Origin of the sequence: Pseudoalteromonas sp. T1lg48, assembly GCF_002964785.1 — a bacterium.
In the GTDB taxonomy this organism is placed as follows: domain Bacteria; phylum Pseudomonadota; class Gammaproteobacteria; order Enterobacterales; family Alteromonadaceae; genus Pseudoalteromonas.
On record NZ_PQCC01000001.1, the window covers coordinates 19,466 to 37,840 of the forward strand.

The following is an 18,375-nucleotide window of genomic DNA, read 5'->3' on the forward strand; positions in this document are numbered from 1 at the left end:
TTGCACTTGCCAGATTAGCGTATAATCCCGTCACTTTTTTATTGCAGTCGAATTGGGCCATGACCAACAAGCGTTACCACCGAGTAAAACAGGTATTAGACAGACGACAAACCGATCTCACCGTGTGTTTAGACGAGGTGCATAAGCACCATAATCTTTCTGCCATTGTGCGCACCGCAGATGCCGTGGGTTGTCATCATGTTCACGCGGTCTGGCCAAGAGAGCAGCGTCGTCTTACCAACAATACCTCCGGCGGAAGTAAAAACTGGGTGGAAACGCATATGCACGATGATATCGACACCGCGGTGGCGAACATTCGCGCGCAAATCCCTGGAGTACAGTTGCTGGCGACCAACTTAAGTGATGACGCCGTCGACTACCGCGATATCGATTACACCTTGCCCACCGCTTTTATTGTCGGTCAGGAGCGCGATGGCATCTCGGATAAAGCCCTGGCCCATGCCGATAAGCACATAGTGATCCCCATGCGCGGCATGGTGCAATCCCTGAATGTATCAGTGGCCGCGGCGCTGATCCTGTATGAAGCGCAGCGTCAACGCGAAGCCAAAAATTGCTACGAGCGCGATATGCTCGACCCCAGCATTAAACACCGCTTGTTGTTTGAAGGCTGCCACCCCATCATAGCCCAGCAATGTAAGGAAAAGGGTCTCGCCTACCCCATGCTGGACGACGAGGGCGAAATCATCGCCGATGACACCTTTTGGAATACTTTACGTTACAAGCGAAAAGGGTAACTACTTGAAAGGCAGCCCCTTGGATCAGTACACTTAGGTCATTACCGATTCAAGGACGTGCCCATTGTCGAGCCTCAATACCTACCCGATCACCGAGCTTAAGGGCGTGGGCCCGAAAATGGCCGAGCGCCTCAATAAGCTCGGCATCAAAACCGTGCAGGATTTGCTGCTGCACCTGCCACTGCGCTATGAAGACAGAACCCGTGTGGTTCCTATCAATGAGCTCTTGCCTCACACTCATGTATGTATTGTGGCCACGATAGAAAACGCCAGTATCACCTTCGGCCGACGACGCATGTTAATCTGTCAGCTAAACGATGGCACCGGTCGCATCACCCTGCGCTTTTTCAATTTTTCGGCGGCACAAAAGAATGCCATGCAAAGCGGTAAGATCATGCGCTGCTTTGGCGAGGTGCGTCGTGGCAAGGCGGGGCTGGAAATGGCTCACCCGGAATACAGCATTAGCGACAGTGCCCACTCTTTACCCACACAAAGCCACCTCAGCGCCGTTTATCCAACCACAGAGGGGCTTAAACAGTTATCCTTACGCAACCTGGTCGAGCAGGCGTTGCAGGTCTTGGCCCGCGCGCCCATAGAAGAACTACTGCCGGAAAATTACCGCCCCGCTGGCTGGGCCCTGAATGATGCGGTGCGTTATCTCCATGAGCCTCCCATAGACGCGGATATTCAGGCACTGGATCTCGGTTCGCATCCGGCGCAGCAGCGCCTCGCCTTTGAAGAGCTGCTCGCCCATAACCTGAGCTTGCTGGCGTTAAGGCAAAAAGCACAAGCGCACAAGGCCGTCACCCTGGCGCCCTGCCATGCGCTGGAGCAAGCCTTTTTGGCCTCCCTGGGTTTTACTCCTACGGGTGCCCAACAACGGGTGGTCGCCGAGATAAAAACCGATTTGCAGCAGCCCTACCCCATGATGCGCCTGGTCCAAGGCGATGTAGGCTCGGGTAAAACCCTGGTAGCGGCACTCTCCGCCTTATGCGCCATCGCCGCCGGATATCAGGTGGCACTGATGGCCCCGACCGAGATCCTGGCCGAGCAGCATGCCCTCAACTTTGGTCGCTGGTTTAACGAGCTTGGCCTGACGGTTACCCTGCTCGGCGGCAAAACCAAGGGTAAGGCGCGGGAGCAAATTCTCGCGGATATCGCAAGTGGTCAAGCGCAAATGATTATCGGCACCCATGCCCTGTTTCAGGAGCAGGTGCAATTTAACAATCTCGCGCTGATTATTATCGATGAGCAGCACAGATTTGGTGTGCATCAGCGCCTGGCGCTGCGAGAAAAAGGCAAATTTGGCGACTGTTACCCGCACCAGCTGGTCATGACCGCCACCCCCATCCCGCGTACCCTGGCGATGACCGCTTATGCCGATCTGGAAACCTCCATTATCGACGAATTACCGCCGGGTCGCACACCTGTGACCACGGTAGCTGTGCCCGACAGCCGCCGTGACGATGTTATCGAGCGCGTGCGCCACGCGGTGCAAGAGCATGGCCGCCAGGTGTATTGGGTCTGTACCCTGATTGAAGAGTCCGACGCTTTGCAATGCCAAGCGGCGCAACTCAGTGCCGAAGAGCTGAGCGAGCGCCTGCCGCAATTGCGCATCGGCCTGGTACATGGCCGTTTAAAGGCGGATGAAAAGCAGAATATTATGGCGCGTTTTAAAAATGGCGAGCTGGATGTATTGGTTGCGACCACGGTAATAGAGGTGGGTGTCGATGTGCCCAACGCCAGCCTGATCATTATTGAAAACCCGGAACGCTTAGGCTTGGCCCAGTTACATCAGCTACGAGGTCGGGTCGGCCGAGGTGCCGCCGCATCTCACTGCTTGCTGCTGTATCATGCGCCCCTGTCACACACGGCACAACAGCGCCTAGGGGTGCTGCGTGACAGCAATGACGGTTTTGTGATTGCCGAGCGCGATCTGGAAATCCGCGGTCCCGGCGAGGTGTTGGGCACCAAGCAAACCGGCATGACCGACTTTAAAATTGCCGATTTAGAGCGCGATAAAGCCCTCATTGGGCAATTGCGCCCCTTGGCCAAGCGACTACTGCACGAACACCCGCAAGCCGCCATGGCATTAAGCCAACGTTGGCTAGCCGGCCGTTCCAGCTACGCCCAGGCATAAAAAAGCCCCGGCAACCAAGGTTGTCGGGGCTTATCAATTTTAAGTTCGGCTTAGAACTTGTATTCGATACCTAGGCCTAGGTAATCTTCATCGTTTTCCGACGCATCGTCTTCAAACTTGGTGTAGAAACCGAATAGCTTAGTGTTTTTGTTGAACTTGTAGTCCACACCCGCAGTGATACCATTGCGATCTAGACCATCGAAGTCCATGGTTTGGTACTGAGCTTTAAGCACAGTTTTATCGATTGCGTAAGCCGCGCTTACTAGGAAACCATCTGCGTCTTCACCGCCTTCGGCAGGCTCTTGAGTTTGGTACATGGCACCTAGTTTAAAACCAGCTAGCTTAGTTTGTACCGTAGCACGAACAATGTCATAACCTTTAACGTCACTATCGGCTGCAATAGAGGCAAACAACTTAGTTTCTTTAAGACCTTGGTCGCCGTAAGTAAGCGCTACAGAGTAACCGTCCTCAGCATCCAGGTCATCTTCAGCGATGTAGCTGGCGATTAGCTTAACGCCACCGTAACTGTTTGAAGTATAAGTAACCGAGTTACCTAGACGATTTTCACCTTTAAAGATGTTTTTGATATCGGCTTCAAGGTCGCTGAACAGGTCAACTTTACCCTGAGATTGCTTTAGCGCCGTGTCGTTACGACCAACGACTACCTGACCGAAGTTGCCTTTCAAACCAACATATTGGTTACGAGCAGTAATGTTGTCATCGTCGCCTTTTGAGTCGGCATCAGAAACATCTACCTGAAATTCAAACTTATAAACTACATCCAGGCCATCGCTTAGGTTCTCAGTACCTTTGAAGCCTAGGCGTGACGCATTACTTTTGATTTCAGTGAATGAACCTTCACCTTCGTCAGATGACTGCATGGTTACATTGGCTTTACCATAGATATTTACATCGGCAAGCGCGTTGAATGATAGACCTGATAGTACCGCTACTACTAAAGCAGAAGGAGCAAATCGCATAGTTGTTTCCTCAATTAAAAATCGCAACATGTGTTTCAATGCGTGCAGTCTGCCAGCGGTAAATTACAAAAATATGACAGCTGAAACTTAATGTTCAATAAATCATCACGAGGATGAAACTAAAGCGTCATGCTTTTGTCTTAAATTGCTCTTTTTTAAGTGACTTCTTCGCCCAATAGTTGCAGTTGCAGCTGCAATTTTTCAATGAGATCTTTTTGTTCATTATCTTTATGAAAGGCAATAAAAATATCCCGAGATGTCTGGGGGACACCTTCAACTAAAAACAGTTCACCGGACTCCAAATACTGCTGCGCCTGCACCCTGGGCACAAAGGCACTGCCACCACAGCGAAGGATCAGCTCCAGGGCGATACGCCCGGTACTGGTACGAAAATAGGGGGGCGCCGAGTTGGCAAAGTTACGTGCATGCCACAGTGAGAAGGCCGTGCCCCAATCCACAAACACATATTGGTTATTAAAAAACGTCTCTGCGGTGGCATCCGGGTAACTCGACAGTGGAATAATATCCAAGGTACAAATGGGCTCCACGCAGAGCTCGTCCACCTTAGGCAGGTCGAACAACACCGCCAAATCCAGGGTGCGCTCGAGTAGCAATCGCGTGCTTTCTTGTTGGTTTTTCACCTCTGCCACCAGAGAGATCCCCGGCATGGCCGAGACCACATGGGCAATACCAAATTGCAAAAACGCATCCCAAATATTGGCGGTACCGCTGAGCGCTAGCTGGCGGCGCATATTGTCGGCCAAAGCCACATCCAGCTTAGCCCGCTGCACCCCGGTGACGATCAGTTTGGCGTGTGGCAATAGGCGCTCTCCCGGCGGCGTCAGTTGAATATTATTACGCTGGCGCAAGAACAGGTTAACCCCTAGGCTTTGCTCCAATTGGCGGATGCGAAAGCTCACCGCAGACTGGGTAATATAGAGGTTTTCCGCGGCCCGGCCAAAATGGCGGGTGCGCGCTACTTCGATAAAGGTTTTAAGTAAATCGATATCCACTCGTTTTTATCCTCACGATAAAAATTTTTTGTTTAATAAAACCAAGCTTCTGTACCATACTCCAGCCGAAATCTCTTGTAAAAAGGAGTCTGCTATGACGGCCAATCAACTTGTCGAGTTACGCAAAGCGTTCCCTTGTGATCATAAATTTTATAACGACGAAAAGTTTCCTCGTGGCTTTAGTCGCAGTGGTAACTTCACCTTGCTCGAGTCAGAAATCCTCGAACAGCATGGTCGTTTATTAAAAGCGTTGCAAGAAAAAACCATCGAACCTAGCAACGATACCCAAGCGCATTTCGTCGCGGCGACGACCGGGCTATCCACCCCGATCAACCCGATTGAAAAAGCCTGGATTAAATACCTTAAGCTCACCACCAGCAAAGCAAGATTCTTTACCTTGTTTGGTCGCAAGCGCAGCTATGATGCGCCTGAGGTGGAAGTTGAGACCGATGCGGATGACCTGGATTAATTCCAGGTTTTTTTTGCTCGAAACTCACGGTTAAGGAACACAGCCTCGCGATGTGTGCCAGGGCGCTGATTGCATGCCCTGGCCGTTGCGTCGGGGTCTTATACGGCTAAACGACGGCGGCTAAAACGCCATGAATCATAGCTGAAAATCGCCAGCGCAACCCAGATGCAGGCAAAGGTAACGATGCGTTCCATATCAAACACTTCACCATAGAATAGCACCGCTAACATAAACATCAGGCTCGGACCTATATATTGAAAAAAGCCTATGGTGGTGTATTGCAGACGCTTGGCGGCGGCGGTAAAGCACAACAGCGGCAGGGTTGTAACCACGCCGGCACTGATCAGCAGTAGATTCAGCGACCAGTCGTTACTGGTCATATCCGAGCTCGCAGTCGGGGTCATTAAATACCAATAGATCAGTGCCGCCGGTAATAAGATCAGCGCCTCCAACAGCAAACCGGGCAAGGATTCCACCGGCATCTTTTTACGGATCAAGCCATAGATGGCAAACGAACCCGCCAACGCAAAAGCCACCACGGGGAAGGAACCGAAGCTCAGCACCTGGATCAACACACCGGAAACCGCCAGTGCTACGGCGACCAATTGCCAACGGCGTAAACGCTCGCCTAAAAACGTCACCCCAAGCAGCACATTGAGTAAGGGGTTAATATAGTAGCCCAGGCTGGCATCGAGCATATGGTCATTGTTGACCGCCCAGATAAACAGCCACCAGTTGAATCCCAATAGCGAGGCGCTGAGCAGCAGCATGCCCAGGTATTTAGGCCGAGCTATGATTGCCTGCACCTTGTGCCACTTCTTTACCAGTGCGACGATCACCATCAAAAACAGCACAGACCAAATGATGCGATGCGCTAATATTTCCAGCGCCGGCACCTCTAACAACTGTTTAAAATAGACCGGGGCAAAACCCCACATAACAAAGGCTAATGCGGCAAAGAGCATGCCCTTTTTTTGTTCGGGATCGGATGACATAGGGGGACCATACTGACTAAAAAGGGTATTTTACGCCCCCACTCGGCGCAGAGCTAGCACTATCCGACTAAATAAGTACCGGTACCATAAGCAATTTGTACCCCCGCTTCGTTGTGCAATTCCATCCGACAGACGCACACCTTGTTGCCGGAGCGGATCAACACGGCGCTGGCGCTAAAGTGCTCGCCCTTGCCCGGGCGTAAATAGTCGCTGCGCAGATCTATGGTACCCAAGGTGGCCAATCGGTTTTTCAAACTAGCTATTGGCTCACCATCAAGCTTATCCACCACGGATGCAGCCGCCAGCAACCCGCCGACCGTGTCTAACAAGCTGGAGATCACGCCGCCGTGTAAGATACGCTGATGGGGATTACCAATAAGTTCATCTCGCCATGGCATATGGATGCGTGCCGACTCGCTATCAAGGTGAGTGATCTCTATGCCCAGTAACTGGTTAAATGGCATTTGCGAAAAAAGCAGGGCTAATTGTTTATAGGCAAAGGATTTATCCATGACATTCTCTAAGTAGACCATACTGGTAAGATGAGCTCATCCTAGCGCGAGATTAGTTTTTAAGCAAAGTTATCGGCTTTCATACGGCGGCTACAGACAAGGTCAATAAAACGCTCTAAAATAGCTCGCCATGAGCACTGTATCCGCATTATTCAACGAGCCAACACCCGAGCAAATTCTGCAGCAGGTCTTTGGTTATAGCCAATTCCGTGATGGTCAGCAGCAGGTGATAAACGCCGTGCTGGCGGCCCAGGACGCGTTAGTTCTGATGCCCACTGGCGGTGGCAAATCCCTCTGTTATCAAGTACCGGCCATGTTATTGCCGGGGCTCACCCTGGTGATCTCGCCCTTGATTTCACTGATGCAGGATCAGGTGACTCAGCTCAACACCCAGGGCGTTAAGGCCGCGTATATTAATAACTCCCTAAGCCGTGAAGAGCAGCAGTTGGTTTACCAACAACTCCATGATGGCGAGCTAAAGCTTTTGTATGTGGCACCGGAAAAGGCGCTGCAATACGAGTTTCTCGAGCGCTTGAGTTATTTGCAATTAAGCTTAATCGCCGTCGATGAGGCCCACTGTGTCTCCCATTGGGGTCATGATTTTCGCCCTCACTATTTCCGCTTAAGCGAGCTGAAGCAGCGCTTCGCCCAGGTGCCCATGATGGCGCTGACGGCCACCGCCGACAGCGCTACCCGGGTTGATATCGTTAATCAGTTGGGGCTGGCCTCTCCCTATATCCATATCGGCAGTTTCGACAGACCCAACATTCGCTACACCCTGGAAGAAAAGTTTAAGCCTTTTGCCCAGTTATTGCGTTATCTGCGCACCCAAAGCGGGCAAAGTGGCATTATTTATTGCACCAGCCGCAAACGGGTCGATGACCTGGCGCAAAAGCTCAGCGAGTCGGGCCTTAACGTTGCCGCCTACCATGCCGGCATGAGTAACGAATCCCGCCATTTTGTGCATAACGCCTTTGCTAAGGACGATATTCAAATCGTGGTCGCTACTGTCGCCTTCGGCATGGGCATCAATAAACTCAATGTGCGCTTTGTGGTGCATTACGATATCCCTAAGAATATCGAGTCCTACTACCAGGAAACCGGTCGTGCCGGCCGTGACGGTTTAGCCGCCGAAGCCATTATGTACTTCGACCCCGCCGATGTCCCAAGGGTACGACGCTTTTTCGAGGATATCGAAGACGAACAAAGACGCCGGGTCGAAGAGCAGCGCTTTAATGCCATGGCCAGCTTTGCTCAGGCGCAAACCTGTCGCCGACAAATTCTGCTTAATTACTTTAGCGAGTATCAACGCGAAGCCTGTGGCAACTGCGATATTTGCCTCAATCCGCCACAACGCTTCGACGGCACCTTAGTCGCACAGCAGGCGCTGTCCTGCGTCTATCGGGCCGGTCAGAAATTTGGCTTAGGCTATATTGTCGAATTACTGCGCGGCGCCAATACCCAGCGCATTCGCGATTTAAATCATCACACCTTGAGCACCTATGGCATTGGTAAGGAACACAGTAGTGAATACTGGCTCAGTATCTTGCGTCAGTTGGTGCACCAAGGCTTATTGCATCAGGATATTAGTCAGGGCTCGGTGCTCTGCCTGACCGAGGCAGCGCGGCCGGTACTCAAAGGCGAGTATCAGTTGCAGCTGGCAGAGCCGCGTTTACAGGCTAAACACGTGTACCAGGATAAGTTGGCGCAGTTTAACTATGACAAGAAGCTGTTCGCCAAATTGCGCGCCTTACGTAAACAGCTCGCCGATGAAGACGATGTGCCGCCCTATGTGGTTTTTAACGATAAAACGCTGGCGGAAATGGCCCAGTTGATGCCCACCAATGACACCGAGTTTTTAAAGGTTTCCGGAGTTGGTTTTAGCAAGTTAACTAAATATGGTGGCGCCTTTATGACCTTAATTCGCAACTATTTATCGGCTGAATAGTCCGCTTGTTGCGCGCCCTGAGTATGAGGCTGGCCGTAAAACTTGGCCAGCTTATCTATTTGCTGCTCGGTTAACGATGCGGCCATGGCCGACATCAGTGCGTGACGGCGCTTGCGCGCTCGATAATCCAGTAACTGCTGGCGTAAATAAGCAATATTCTGACCCTTCAAGTGCGGCGTTGAGGCATTACGGGCGATACCGTCGAGGCCATGACAACCTTGGCAACGGGCCGCTAAAGACTCGGCATTGACCTCAAAGGCCAGCAATAAAATAATGATGAAGTAATTATATTTCATATACATAGAGAGTAAGAAAGTGACCACTCTAAGTCTAGACCGAGATCACCTGGTGATCATCATTAATCCCGACGTAATGCCTGAAGCCGATGAATTCGATTTTTGGGGACGTATTTTCCTGCATCAGGACGAGATTAGCATAGGTGAATTTTCTCAGGGTGCGGACCGTCATATGCTGCGTTTTCATTATTGCAATTGCCCTTTTGAACTGCACTTTGAGCATTATGGCGATAGTCTGTGGATCGCCGCCAGCGGCGCCGAGTCTGAGCTGCTCCTTGAAAAATTAACACATTATTTAAGCGCAAGTTGACACATTGTGCAGTAGACTAAAATGACGGGAAATAAAAAATAGTGTGTTAAATGAAGCGGCTGGTAGTGACTTTAGGGATCTTGTTGGCGGCGCAAGGGCAGGCTCTGGCGCAGTGCAACAGCGAGCATCTAGAGAATGATCCAGACCAGTTGCTATCGCGACAACTCGCCGATAAGCAGCCACTCCCCAAAGCCGACGGCACACGCCAGATAGGCCATATTCGCTTTATCCAAAACAATATTTTCAACACCGATCTACCCAGCGAAGACAACTGGCTGTTTCGCCTTGCCAATACCATGCACATCATGACCGAGCCTCAGGTAATGAAAAACATTCTGCTGTTTAGCGAAGGCGACCCATATGACCCAGAGTTACTAAAGGAGTCAGAGCGCCTGCTGCGCCAGCAAGGCTATTTGTACGATGCCCAAATCAGTGCGAGCGAGCGCTGTGAAGACTATATCGATGTGGTGATCACCACCCGCGAACTTTGGACCTTACTGCCGGAGATCAGCTTTAGCCGCAGTGGCGGTGAAAACCGCTCCACCTTCGGCTTTCGCGACGGCAACTTTTTAGGCTGGGGTAAACACCTATCCTTGGTTCGCACCAATGATGATGACCGCAGCGGCTACGAGTTTACCTATGCCGATCCCAATGTCTTCGGCAGCCGTTATCGGGGTCGTCTCGAATACGCTGACAACAGCGATGGCGAGCGCCATTGGCTGGCCCTGAGTTACCCTTTCTACTCTCTCGACACGCCCTATAGCTACGGCTTTGCTAACGGCGGTAATCGCCGCGATGAAAAGCTCTATAACAAGGGGGAAACGATCAGCGAGTTTTCTCAGGATACCAGTATCAGTGAGGTATTTTTCGGTATCGCCCGGCGCCCGGCGGAGCATTGGACCCAGCGCATCCGCCTGGGCTACCGTTACCAAAACGAGCGCTTTTACGAGCTTCCACAAACCAATTTACCCATTGCCAAAGAGCGCACCCTGTCTTACCCCTATATCGACATCACCTGGCTGGAGGACGATTTTGTGAAAGTCCATAATATCGACACCATTAGCCGCACCGAAGACCTTAATCTGGGCTGGCAGATCCATGCTCAATTCGGCTACTCGCCGAGTACCTTAAGCGACGATGCCAGTCGTTATATACTTAAGCTCAATGTCCACCGTAGCCACTATATCAGCCAACGAAGCTTATGGCGTTGGTCGCTAGGCATAGATGGCACTATCCACGAGCAAGATTTTGAGGCGGAAAATCTCTTCTTCGGCGCTCACGCCGAATACCTGTATAACAGTGACGATGCCCAGTCCTGGTATGTGAAGGGACAGGTAGACGCCGCCGAAGGGTTGACCGCAGATCAGCAGCTTCCCCTTGGCGGCGACACCGGCCTGCGCGGCTATCCGCATCATTACCAACTCGGCGACAGGCGCGCGCTGTTTAGTGTCGAAAAACGCTATTACTGGCAATATAACCTTTGGCAATTATTTAGCGTCGGTGGCGCCTTGTTTTATGATGCCGGTCAGGCCTGGTTCCATGACAACCAGGAAAATGCCCATTTTCATCATAACATTGGCTTTGGCTTACGCCTGGCCCCTAGTCGCGCCAATGCCGGCGCTGTGATCCACCTGGATGTGGCCCGCCCTATCAACCGCAGCGATGATGTTGACCCGTTACAGTGGCTGGTCAGCGTAAAAAAATCTTTCTAACATCCTTTGTTGTGCCGATATTCCATGCTATATAGCTGCTTTTATTGCTTCCTTTATTTTGTAGGAAAAAACGGTGTCGCTACTGGAATTAGTCAGCCAAAACTATAAATGGATCATCACCCTGGGAGTGCTGCTGCTCTTCCCCCTCTTGGTACGTTTACAGCAAAAAATATTCGAAAAAACCATCCATGGGCGCGTCGATCCGCATCGCAAACAGCGGGCGCAATTGCTGCTTAAAGTCTTGCTGGCCATAGTGTTGAGCTGTGTGCTACTGGTCTTTTGGGGCATAGAATTACGCGGCCTGCTGGTATTGGGTTCCAGCCTATTTGCCATGCTTGGCGTTGCCTTGTTTGCCGGTTGGTCTCTGCTGTCTAACCTAACCTCATTCTTATTAATGTTTGCGCAAAACGACTGCCGCGTAGGCTACTGGGTCAAGGTGATCGACGGCGCCAATTTTGTCGAAGGCCGCATTATCGAAATGGGGTTCATGAATGTGGTGCTTGAGCATGTCGACGGCCATAAGGTGCTCTACCCTAATAACCTTTTTGTTACCCGTCCGGTCATGGTGCTGAACAAGCCGCCACAAAAAGCCAAGCCGATACGTAAAATACTTGGACCAAAAAAATAAGCGCCCATAGGCGCTTATTTTTATGCGGTTATTAGTTATTGAGCTCCGCGGTTTTAAGCTCGTCGTCCATGTAGCTTATCTCATCGATAAACGTTTCCAGTTGCTGCTCAACGATGGAGTTAGCATGGGCAAAATAGGCCAAATGAAACACCGCATCCCCTTCGTTCACCAGTGGCAGGGTTTGCTGGCCAATAACGATACCGCTGCGCGGAGCCACTACGGCACACTCGGTATCGCCGAGCGGGCTATTGATATAGGCCAATACCTGACCCTGACGCACACGCTCACCCAAAGAGACCTGGGCACGAATAATGCCATCGGTTTCCGCACGGATCCAACTAGTGGCCGAAGCAATAACCGGCTCGGCCTGTTTGCGCACCCGCTTGCCACGCATCATACGCAGTTTACGCATAACGTTTTCCACCCCTTGCACGCCGGCGGCAATGGCAATGGGGTCAAAGCGCAGCGCCTCGCCGGCTTCATAGGTGATCACTGGAATCCCGCGTGCCGCCGCTTCGGAGCGCAGCGAACCATTACGCAAAGAGGCATTGATCACCGCTGGCGTACCAAAGGCGTTGGCTATCTTCGCGGTTTCATCATTGCTCAAGTCGGCACGAATTTGCGGCAAATTGGTACGGTGAATGGCACCGGTATGCAGATCGATAATATGACTGCAGTGCACTGCCACCTCGTTAAAAAAGGTGTTGGCCATGCGCCCGGCTACCGAGCCTCGTATCGAGCCGGGAAAGCTGCGATTTAAATCACGCCTGTCCGGCAAATAACGGGACTTATGAATAAAGCCAAACACATTAACCACGGGCACAGCGATCAGGGTGCCACGCAACTTAGCGGCATCCACCTTGGCCAGGGTTTGCCGCACGATTTCCACACCATTGAGCTCATCGCCGTGAATGGCAGCACAAACCAACAGCGTGGGCCCAGGTTCAACGCCGTTGACCACCTCAAGACTAATGGTCAGGGGCGAGTGGGTGTACAACTTGGCCGCCTCTAGTTCAAAGACGCGGCGCTCTCCGGGAGCAACCTGCTCCCCTAACATGGTAAATGGCGTATTTTTCTTAGCCCTTGCCACGGGTTCTGGTCCTTTTCTCTTTCGCGTTCTTTTCAATAAATTGAATGATCATACTGGCAATGTCCTTGCCGGTCGCAACTTCGATGCCTTCTAAACCCGGAGAAGAGTTTACTTCCATCACCAAGGGGCCGCGCTCCGAGCGCAGCAGGTCAACACCGGCGACGTTCAAGCCCATGGCCTTGGCCGCCGCCACCGCGGTTTTACGCTCTTCCGGGGTAATGCGAACTAGGCTGGCACTGCCGCCACGATGCAGGTTAGAGCGGAATTCGCCTTCTTGCGCCTGACGCTTCATGGCCGCAATAACTCTATCGCCAATCACGAAACAACGAATATCGGCGCCACCGGCTTCCTTAATGTATTCCTGTACCATGATGTTGGCTTTTAAGCCCATAAAGGCCTCGATCACGCTCTCCGCCGCCTTACGGGTTTCCGCAAGCACCACGCCATGCCCTGGGTGCCCTCAAGCAACTTGATCACCACGGGAGCACCGCCAACCATTTCCAACAGGTCTTTTACATCATCGGGCTTTGACGCAAACCCGGTGACCGGCATGCCGATGCCTTTACGTGACAGTAGTTGCAATGACCGCAACTTATCGCGCGAACGGGTGATGGCAACCGACTCATTGACCGGATACACGCCCATCATTTCAAACTGACGTAACACCGAGCAACCATAAAAGGTCACCGAGGCGCCAATTCGCGGGATAATGGCGTTAAAGCCCTCAAGCTTTTCGCCCTTATAATGAATTTCTGGCTCCTGCGAGTTAATGTTCATATAACAACGCAGCGCATCCAACACCTGCACCTCATGACCACGCTTCTCTGCCGCTTCGATTAGACGGCGAGTGGAGTACAGGTTTTTGTTGCGCGATAAAATACCAATTTTCATAGTTATCCTTATAACTTTGTTTGGTGTGAGAGCTCAGGGTCAACCACAATGCGGCCCACCATAGCGGTGCGCCCTAGTAGCATGCGAAACTTCATGGTATCGCGGTTGGTCAGTGTTGCCTCCATCGGCCATTGTTGGCCATCGATACTCAACAAGGTTTCAATCACATAACGCATTTCGCTATGACCACCAGAATCGGTGACGGTACGCTCATCTTTTACTTTAGCTTGGCATTGAATTTCGGTTTCGACATCATCTTGATTCGGGTGCACCCAAAAACGCACCCATTTTTCGCCATCCTGCATATAAGGTTCAACCTTAAACGCGTGAATACAAGATGTGCGGGCTCCGGTATCTACCTTGGCTTTGATCTGCTTGATCCCTAACTCAGGCAACGCAACCCACTCGCGCCAACCGACTAAAATTCTGTTTTCCATAATGGCTACCAGCTCAGTGCTCCGACGGGAGCAAGTTGTTAAAGATCCGCTTTATACGGCAATTCACCTTAAAGAACAGTGAATTAATTTACTCGCGTCGATTAATATAATTAATTGATCTTCACGATGTTGTAGTCAAGGATAGAAGAAAATGGCGACAACAAAAAGCGAATTCTCAATGAGTGCATTAATCCATGCCCTAGTGCTCGACGGCCAAGGCGGTGTCAGTAAGGAATTGACAAATAAAGAACAAATTAGCGCTTGGCAAAAAACCGACGGCTTACTGTGGCTGCACCTCGACTATTGCTTTGATGAAGCCCGCGATTATCTTGAGCGCGTTAATTTAAGCGAGTTTGCCTACCAATCCTTGCTGGCCGAGGAGACTCGTCCACGCCTGGTGACCGACGGCCAAGGCACGCTGATGTTTTTACGTGGGGTGAATCTGAACCCGGCACAAACGCCGGACGACATGGTGTCGATTCGCCTTTATGTTAGCGACCAACTGATCGTTTCCACCCGTCACCGCCGCCTGCTTTCGGTGGGCGCCTTAGCCGACTCACTGCGCGCTGGCGATGGACCCAAGGATGCGTCATCACTTATTTGCCAACTCAGCGAAAACCTCACATCGCGGATGCAGGACGTCATCGACGAGCTTGAAGACAAGCTCGACCAGTTTGAGGAGCAGGTCGATAGCAGCCAGCCTTATGACCATAATGCCTTGTCTCAGGTGCGCAGGCAGACAATAGGTCTAAAGCGTTATATTCGCCCACAAAAAGACGCTCTGCGCGGCCTGTTAACACAACCGCCAAGCTGGTTAGAAGATGAGGATCGCTCGCGCATTAGCGAGACCATCAACCACCTGGTGCGTTATTTAGAAGAGCTGGATATGAATATTGAGCGGGCGCAGATCATTCAACAAGAGGTCGCCAGTCAGGTTTCCGACCAGCTCAATAAACGCATGTATGTAATGTCCGTGGTGGCCGCGCTGTTCTTGCCTTTGGGCTTTTTAACCGGCCTGTTAGGGGTCAATATCGGCGGTATCCCGGGTACCGAGTCCGATGCCGCTTTTGCCATTTTCGTCATCGCCCTGGTGGCTCTGACCGCCTTGATAGCCGTATATTTTAAGCTAAAGAAATGGCTTTGATCTGATCCAGGCGCACACTGGCGTGGTTGCTAAAATGCAGCCACTCCCCTTGGCCACTGACGATACCCACATCTTCGGCTCGAGCACAAAACTGCTCACCGCTGTGCAAGGTCACCGACACTTCATTATGGCGCATGCAATAAATCTCAATTTGATCATGCTGCTCACAGGAAATTGGCATATAGGCCATCGGCTTCTCCTTCTTTCACACCAGCGAACTCTTTTCTTATAGCACAGCGGCTAATAAAAGGGGCTCATTGAGCCCCTTAATAATGCACTAAAAACTGTAGGTGATATTACCGTAGATAAAGCGCCCATCCAGGCTGTATGGTGCAAAAGGCGTGTACGGGAAAATCTGGTTAAAATCAGACTGGCCCACATTGTCCACCGTCGCCTGCGGGTATTGATCGAACAGGTTATTGGCGCCGATGGCCAGCTTCCAACTGGCATCGGGATGATACGCCACTTCCAGGTCGGTCAGCCATTTAGCATCCAGGTATTCGTCACGCTCTGGTTGTGAGGAAATATCCGCCACCTCGCCGTAACGGGTCACTCGCACCGTGGTTTGCCACTTGCCCAGGTTCCAAATCGCCGTCAGGTTTAGCTTGCTATCCGGTGTACCCTGTTCAAAACGACCGATTTCACGACGAGCAAACAACTGATAGCTCTCGCCCAATGAATCCAACTCCGCCGGGTTATCTTTAACGGCGGTGATCTCGGTGTCGTTAAGGTTGCCGGCGGCGCTTAAGCGCATATCGCCCCAGGTGGCTAAATCAAGCTGGTAGGTGGCAACAATATCCACGCCCTGAGTGCGCGAATCTATGGCGTTGGTGAAATAACGTACGCTCTCGACATGGGCCTCTCCGGCCGCCGCGAGAATCGCCGCCACTTCGTCGCCCTCTAAGTTTTCCGACAGCACGATGCGGTCGTCGATATCGATGCGGTAGGCATCCAGGGTCAGGCTGAAAGCACCACTATTATAGATAAAGCCGGCGGTGATATTGACTGACTCTTCGGCCTCCAGTGGCTCAGCTCCCAAAGCCTGTGCCGCGGCGGTATCGGCAGGGAATAGACCGACCTCAAATGGCTGATTGTTTTCCAACACGGTAGAGATCTGGCGGTACGAGCTTTGTGCCAAAGATGGCGCACGGAAACCGCTGCTGATGGCACCGCGCAGGCTCAGATTTTCACTGACGCTGTAACGGCTTGCCAGTTTCGCCGTAAAGGTGCTGCCGAAATCACTGTAGTCTTCCAGACGCCCGGCCAAAACCAGGTTCCAATCCTCGTTGAGATAGGTATCGAATTCCGCAAACAGCGCCATATTGTAGCGACTTTCATCGGTGACACTGGCAGGGCTAAAACCAGACAATACCTGGGCACCACCGGCTCCTAACGGAGCGCCATTACTATCGACGGCGGTAATATAGGAGGCCTCTTCACCAGGCTCGATTTGATAGCCCTCACGACGGTACTCGGCACCGATAGTGAAAAACACATCATCGTTTAAACCCAGGTCAAGCACGGTGCTGGCATCGGCGTTGACCAACCATTGGTCATATACCAGGGCGCCATTATCGAACTCGCGCGGGCTATTAACACCTAGCGAGGTATTTAGGCTGTTACTGACACCGAAGGCAAAATCATTGCGGCCATAGTTGGTGCTGATATCCCAGTTCCAGTCGCCGCTTTCCCCTTCCACCCCAAGGGCTAAGGCATAGTCCTCTACCTGGGTATCAATTTGCGGCAAGAAACCATCGGGATAAAGCGCGATCACATTACGGCTGTCTTTGGCTCGGCGATAAAAACCGCCGGAGTTACCTTCACGCTCGGAGTAGCTGCCGAAGGCATACAAGCGATAACCCTGACCCAACTCATAACCGCTATTGATAAACAGGGCGACATCTTCCAGCGCTGCCTTACCGAAGCGGTGGTTATAACGGTCAATGGTAAATTCGCGCGGATCCAGGCTGCCATCGTCAAGGCGGGCATATTGTTCGCGGGGATCAAAGCCGGAGCGCAGGGTTGGCTCATGGTCACGGTACTCCAGGGCGATGTTAACAAAGCCCTCATCGCCCAAGGCTAAACCCGTATTGGCACTGAAGGTACGGTTGGCGCCGTCGTTGATACGACGGTCATCACCGGTTTCAAAGGCCAGGTCGCCATTGTTGTCGGCATAAGCACGCTTCAGCTGAGGTGCACCGGCCATTTGCGTATCGTACTCGCCGTAAGTGGCGCTGATGCTACCGCCTTCATCGGCGTCCTTTAGCACTATATTGATCACCCCGGCTATGGCGTCTGAGCCGTATTGGGCGGCGGCACCATCACGCAGCACTTCCACGCGCTTAATAGCGGCAACGGGGATCATATTCAAATCCACCGCGGTCGAGCCACGACCCACTACGCCACCTAGACTTAACAGGGCACCGGCATGACGGCGCTTACCATTTACCAATACCAGGGTGTGATCCGGTGCCAAACCGCGCAATACAGCAGGGCGGGCATGATCTGTGCCATCGGCTAGGGTAGCGCTGGGGTAATTAAAACTCGGCACTTGGGCGGCCAACACCTGGCTGATCTCTAACTGACCGGTGCTGGTCATATCAGCACTGGTGATCACATCGACGGGCACCGTGCTCTCTCCCAGGCTACGTAGGCTGCGGCGAGTACCGGTCACGGCAATCACTTCCATATCTTGCTCCGCCGCGCTGTCGTTTTGCGCCGTAGCAGCAAGACTTGGCGCACTGCCCAATGCCGATGCGATAGCCAGGCTTAAAGCCAGGTAATTGGTTGTAATTGTCATGAAGACCCCCTGAATACTGGAACTAGGTGATAAAAAAGGGGGCAATCATACGTAGCCATTTTAGTAACAGCAAATAGCAAAATAAACTAACTTATTCACCGAAATGAGTACTCAATAACAGACTGTTTCAGACGTAAACAAGGTGCTAACCCGGCGCTAAAATCGTGCAAGGAAACACATCTTACTGCCTGTTTTATAGACACATTCAGGGCGAGGATAGGAAAATATTTTTAAGGGATTAACGACAACACAGCC

At 51.8% G+C, this 18,375-nt stretch carries 17 protein-coding genes and 1 pseudogene; 8 read left to right on the top strand and 10 right to left on the bottom strand.

Annotated elements, in window-relative coordinates; genetic code table 11:
* The first annotated feature begins 59 nt into the window (after window positions 1-59).
* Window positions 60-755: a tRNA (guanosine(18)-2'-O)-methyltransferase TrmH gene (gene trmH / locus C2M29_RS00090; protein WP_105187783.1), complete on the top strand. Its 696-nt coding sequence runs from the start codon at window positions 60-62 to the stop codon at window positions 753-755.
* Window positions 756-819: 64 nt separating this feature from the next.
* A complete protein-coding gene (recG, locus tag C2M29_RS00095) occupies window positions 820-2,895 on the top strand; it encodes an ATP-dependent DNA helicase RecG (protein WP_105187784.1) in 2,076 nt (691 codons plus the stop codon).
* A 50-nt stretch (window positions 2,896-2,945) separates the two neighbouring features.
* Here recG and C2M29_RS00100 read toward each other — a convergent pair whose 3' ends face one another.
* Together C2M29_RS00100 and C2M29_RS00105 are read right to left on the bottom strand one after the other, a co-directional pair.
* Entirely contained in the window at window positions 2,946-3,875 is a 930-nt protein-coding gene (locus C2M29_RS00100; RefSeq protein ID WP_105187785.1) for a porin, read from the bottom strand.
* Between the two features lie 155 nt (window positions 3,876-4,030).
* The gene (locus tag C2M29_RS00105; RefSeq protein ID WP_105187786.1) at window positions 4,031-4,888 is read right to left on the bottom strand and encodes a LysR family transcriptional regulator; all 858 of its coding nucleotides are present in this window, start codon (window positions 4,886-4,888) and stop codon (window positions 4,031-4,033) included.
* A gap of 94 nt (window positions 4,889-4,982) precedes the next feature.
* Here C2M29_RS00105 and maoP point away from each other — a divergent pair, with 94 nt between their 5' ends.
* The gene (gene maoP / locus C2M29_RS00110) at window positions 4,983-5,357 is read left to right on the top strand and encodes a DUF413 domain-containing protein (protein ID WP_105187787.1); all 375 of its coding nucleotides are present in this window, start codon (window positions 4,983-4,985) and stop codon (window positions 5,355-5,357) included.
* A 98-nt stretch (window positions 5,358-5,455) separates the two neighbouring features.
* On the opposite strand, the gene rarD is transcribed toward maoP, so the two are convergent.
* Entirely contained in the window at window positions 5,456-6,352 is an 897-nt protein-coding gene (rarD, locus tag C2M29_RS00115) for an EamA family transporter RarD (RefSeq protein WP_105187788.1), read from the bottom strand.
* Window positions 6,353-6,411: 59 nt separating this feature from the next.
* Window positions 6,412-6,864, bottom strand: a complete 453-nt coding sequence (locus C2M29_RS00120; protein WP_105187789.1) for a thioesterase family protein — start codon at window positions 6,862-6,864, stop codon at window positions 6,412-6,414.
* 130 nt (window positions 6,865-6,994) lie between these two features.
* On the opposite strand from C2M29_RS00120, the gene recQ reads away from it, so the two are divergent.
* Window positions 6,995-8,812, top strand: coding sequence for a DNA helicase RecQ (gene recQ / locus C2M29_RS00125; RefSeq protein ID WP_105187790.1), 1,818 nt, complete (start codon window positions 6,995-6,997; stop codon window positions 8,810-8,812).
* Here the strand turns inward: recQ and C2M29_RS00130 are convergent.
* The gene (locus tag C2M29_RS00130) at window positions 8,794-9,108 is read right to left on the bottom strand and encodes a c-type cytochrome (protein WP_158684621.1); all 315 of its coding nucleotides are present in this window, start codon (window positions 9,106-9,108) and stop codon (window positions 8,794-8,796) included. The genes recQ and C2M29_RS00130 overlap by 19 nt on opposite strands.
* 19 nt (window positions 9,109-9,127) lie before the next feature.
* Here C2M29_RS00130 and C2M29_RS00135 point away from each other — a divergent pair, with 19 nt between their 5' ends.
* From C2M29_RS00135 to C2M29_RS00145, 3 genes are all read left to right on the top strand, one after another.
* Window positions 9,128-9,418 (top strand): DUF3630 family protein, encoded by a 291-nt coding sequence (locus tag C2M29_RS00135; protein ID WP_105187792.1) that lies wholly within the window; start codon window positions 9,128-9,130, stop codon window positions 9,416-9,418.
* Window positions 9,419-9,468: 50 nt separating this feature from the next.
* A complete protein-coding gene (locus C2M29_RS00140; protein ID WP_105187793.1) occupies window positions 9,469-11,130 on the top strand; it encodes a POTRA domain-containing protein in 1,662 nt (553 codons plus the stop codon).
* 73 nt (window positions 11,131-11,203) lie between these two features.
* Window positions 11,204-11,758, top strand: a complete 555-nt coding sequence (locus tag C2M29_RS00145; protein WP_105187794.1) for a mechanosensitive ion channel domain-containing protein — start codon at window positions 11,204-11,206, stop codon at window positions 11,756-11,758.
* A 31-nt stretch (window positions 11,759-11,789) separates the two neighbouring features.
* Here the strand turns inward: C2M29_RS00145 and C2M29_RS00150 are convergent, their stop codons facing one another.
* The 3 genes and pseudogenes from C2M29_RS00150 to C2M29_RS00160 all read right to left on the bottom strand — a co-directional run bounded on the left by C2M29_RS00150 (window position 11,790) and on the right by C2M29_RS00160 (window position 14,176).
* On the bottom strand, window positions 11,790-12,848 hold the full coding sequence (locus tag C2M29_RS00150; RefSeq protein WP_105187795.1) for a succinylglutamate desuccinylase/aspartoacylase family protein: 1,059 nt from the start codon (window positions 12,846-12,848) through the stop codon (window positions 11,790-11,792).
* A pseudogene (gene rimK, locus C2M29_RS00155) lies at window positions 12,835-13,739 on the bottom strand (30S ribosomal protein S6--L-glutamate ligase). Before rimK ends, C2M29_RS00150 begins: the two are co-directional and overlap by 14 nt.
* An 8-nt stretch (window positions 13,740-13,747) precedes the next feature.
* The gene (locus C2M29_RS00160) at window positions 13,748-14,176 is read right to left on the bottom strand and encodes an ATP-dependent zinc protease family protein (protein WP_105187796.1); all 429 of its coding nucleotides are present in this window, start codon (window positions 14,174-14,176) and stop codon (window positions 13,748-13,750) included.
* Window positions 14,177-14,327: 151 nt separating this feature from the next.
* Between C2M29_RS00160 and zntB the strand changes: the two genes are divergently transcribed.
* The gene (gene zntB, locus C2M29_RS00165) at window positions 14,328-15,320 is read left to right on the top strand and encodes a zinc transporter ZntB (protein WP_105187797.1); all 993 of its coding nucleotides are present in this window, start codon (window positions 14,328-14,330) and stop codon (window positions 15,318-15,320) included.
* Here zntB and C2M29_RS00170 read toward each other — a convergent pair.
* Both C2M29_RS00170 and C2M29_RS00175 read right to left on the bottom strand, forming a co-directional pair.
* Entirely contained in the window at window positions 15,298-15,510 is a 213-nt protein-coding gene (locus C2M29_RS00170; protein ID WP_105187798.1) for a Rho-binding antiterminator, read from the bottom strand. The two genes, zntB and C2M29_RS00170, sit on opposite strands and share 23 nt — an antisense overlap.
* An 87-nt stretch (window positions 15,511-15,597) precedes the next feature.
* Window positions 15,598-18,120: a TonB-dependent receptor plug domain-containing protein gene (locus tag C2M29_RS00175; protein ID WP_105187799.1), complete on the bottom strand. Its 2,523-nt coding sequence runs from the start codon at window positions 18,118-18,120 to the stop codon at window positions 15,598-15,600.
* Window positions 18,121-18,375 lie beyond the last annotated feature (255 nt).

What these genes read in the sequence shown, in the direction of transcription:
- trmH (WP_105187783.1), top strand. Translation starts at nt 60, where the DNA reads ATGACCAACAAGCGTTACCACCGAGTAAAACAGGTATTAGACAGACGA.
- C2M29_RS00100 (WP_105187785.1), bottom strand. Translation starts at nt 3,875, where the DNA reads ATGCGATTTGCTCCTTCTGCTTTAGTAGTAGCGGTACTATCAGGTCTA.
- maoP (WP_105187787.1), top strand. Translation starts at nt 4,983, where the DNA reads ATGACGGCCAATCAACTTGTCGAGTTACGCAAAGCGTTCCCTTGTGAT.
- rarD (WP_105187788.1), bottom strand. Translation starts at nt 6,352, where the DNA reads ATGTCATCCGATCCCGAACAAAAAAAGGGCATGCTCTTTGCCGCATTA.
- C2M29_RS00120 (WP_105187789.1), bottom strand. Translation starts at nt 6,864, where the DNA reads ATGGATAAATCCTTTGCCTATAAACAATTAGCCCTGCTTTTTTCGCAA.
- recQ (WP_105187790.1), top strand. Translation starts at nt 6,995, where the DNA reads ATGAGCACTGTATCCGCATTATTCAACGAGCCAACACCCGAGCAAATT.
- C2M29_RS00130 (WP_158684621.1), bottom strand. Translation starts at nt 9,108, where the DNA reads ATGAAATATAATTACTTCATCATTATTTTATTGCTGGCCTTTGAGGTC.
- C2M29_RS00140 (WP_105187793.1), top strand. Translation starts at nt 9,469, where the DNA reads ATGAAGCGGCTGGTAGTGACTTTAGGGATCTTGTTGGCGGCGCAAGGG.
- C2M29_RS00160 (WP_105187796.1), bottom strand. Translation starts at nt 14,176, where the DNA reads ATGGAAAACAGAATTTTAGTCGGTTGGCGCGAGTGGGTTGCGTTGCCT.
- zntB (WP_105187797.1), top strand. Translation starts at nt 14,328, where the DNA reads ATGGCGACAACAAAAAGCGAATTCTCAATGAGTGCATTAATCCATGCC.
- C2M29_RS00170 (WP_105187798.1), bottom strand. Translation starts at nt 15,510, where the DNA reads ATGGCCTATATGCCAATTTCCTGTGAGCAGCATGATCAAATTGAGATT.
- C2M29_RS00175 (WP_105187799.1), bottom strand. Translation starts at nt 18,120, where the DNA reads ATGACAATTACAACCAATTACCTGGCTTTAAGCCTGGCTATCGCATCG.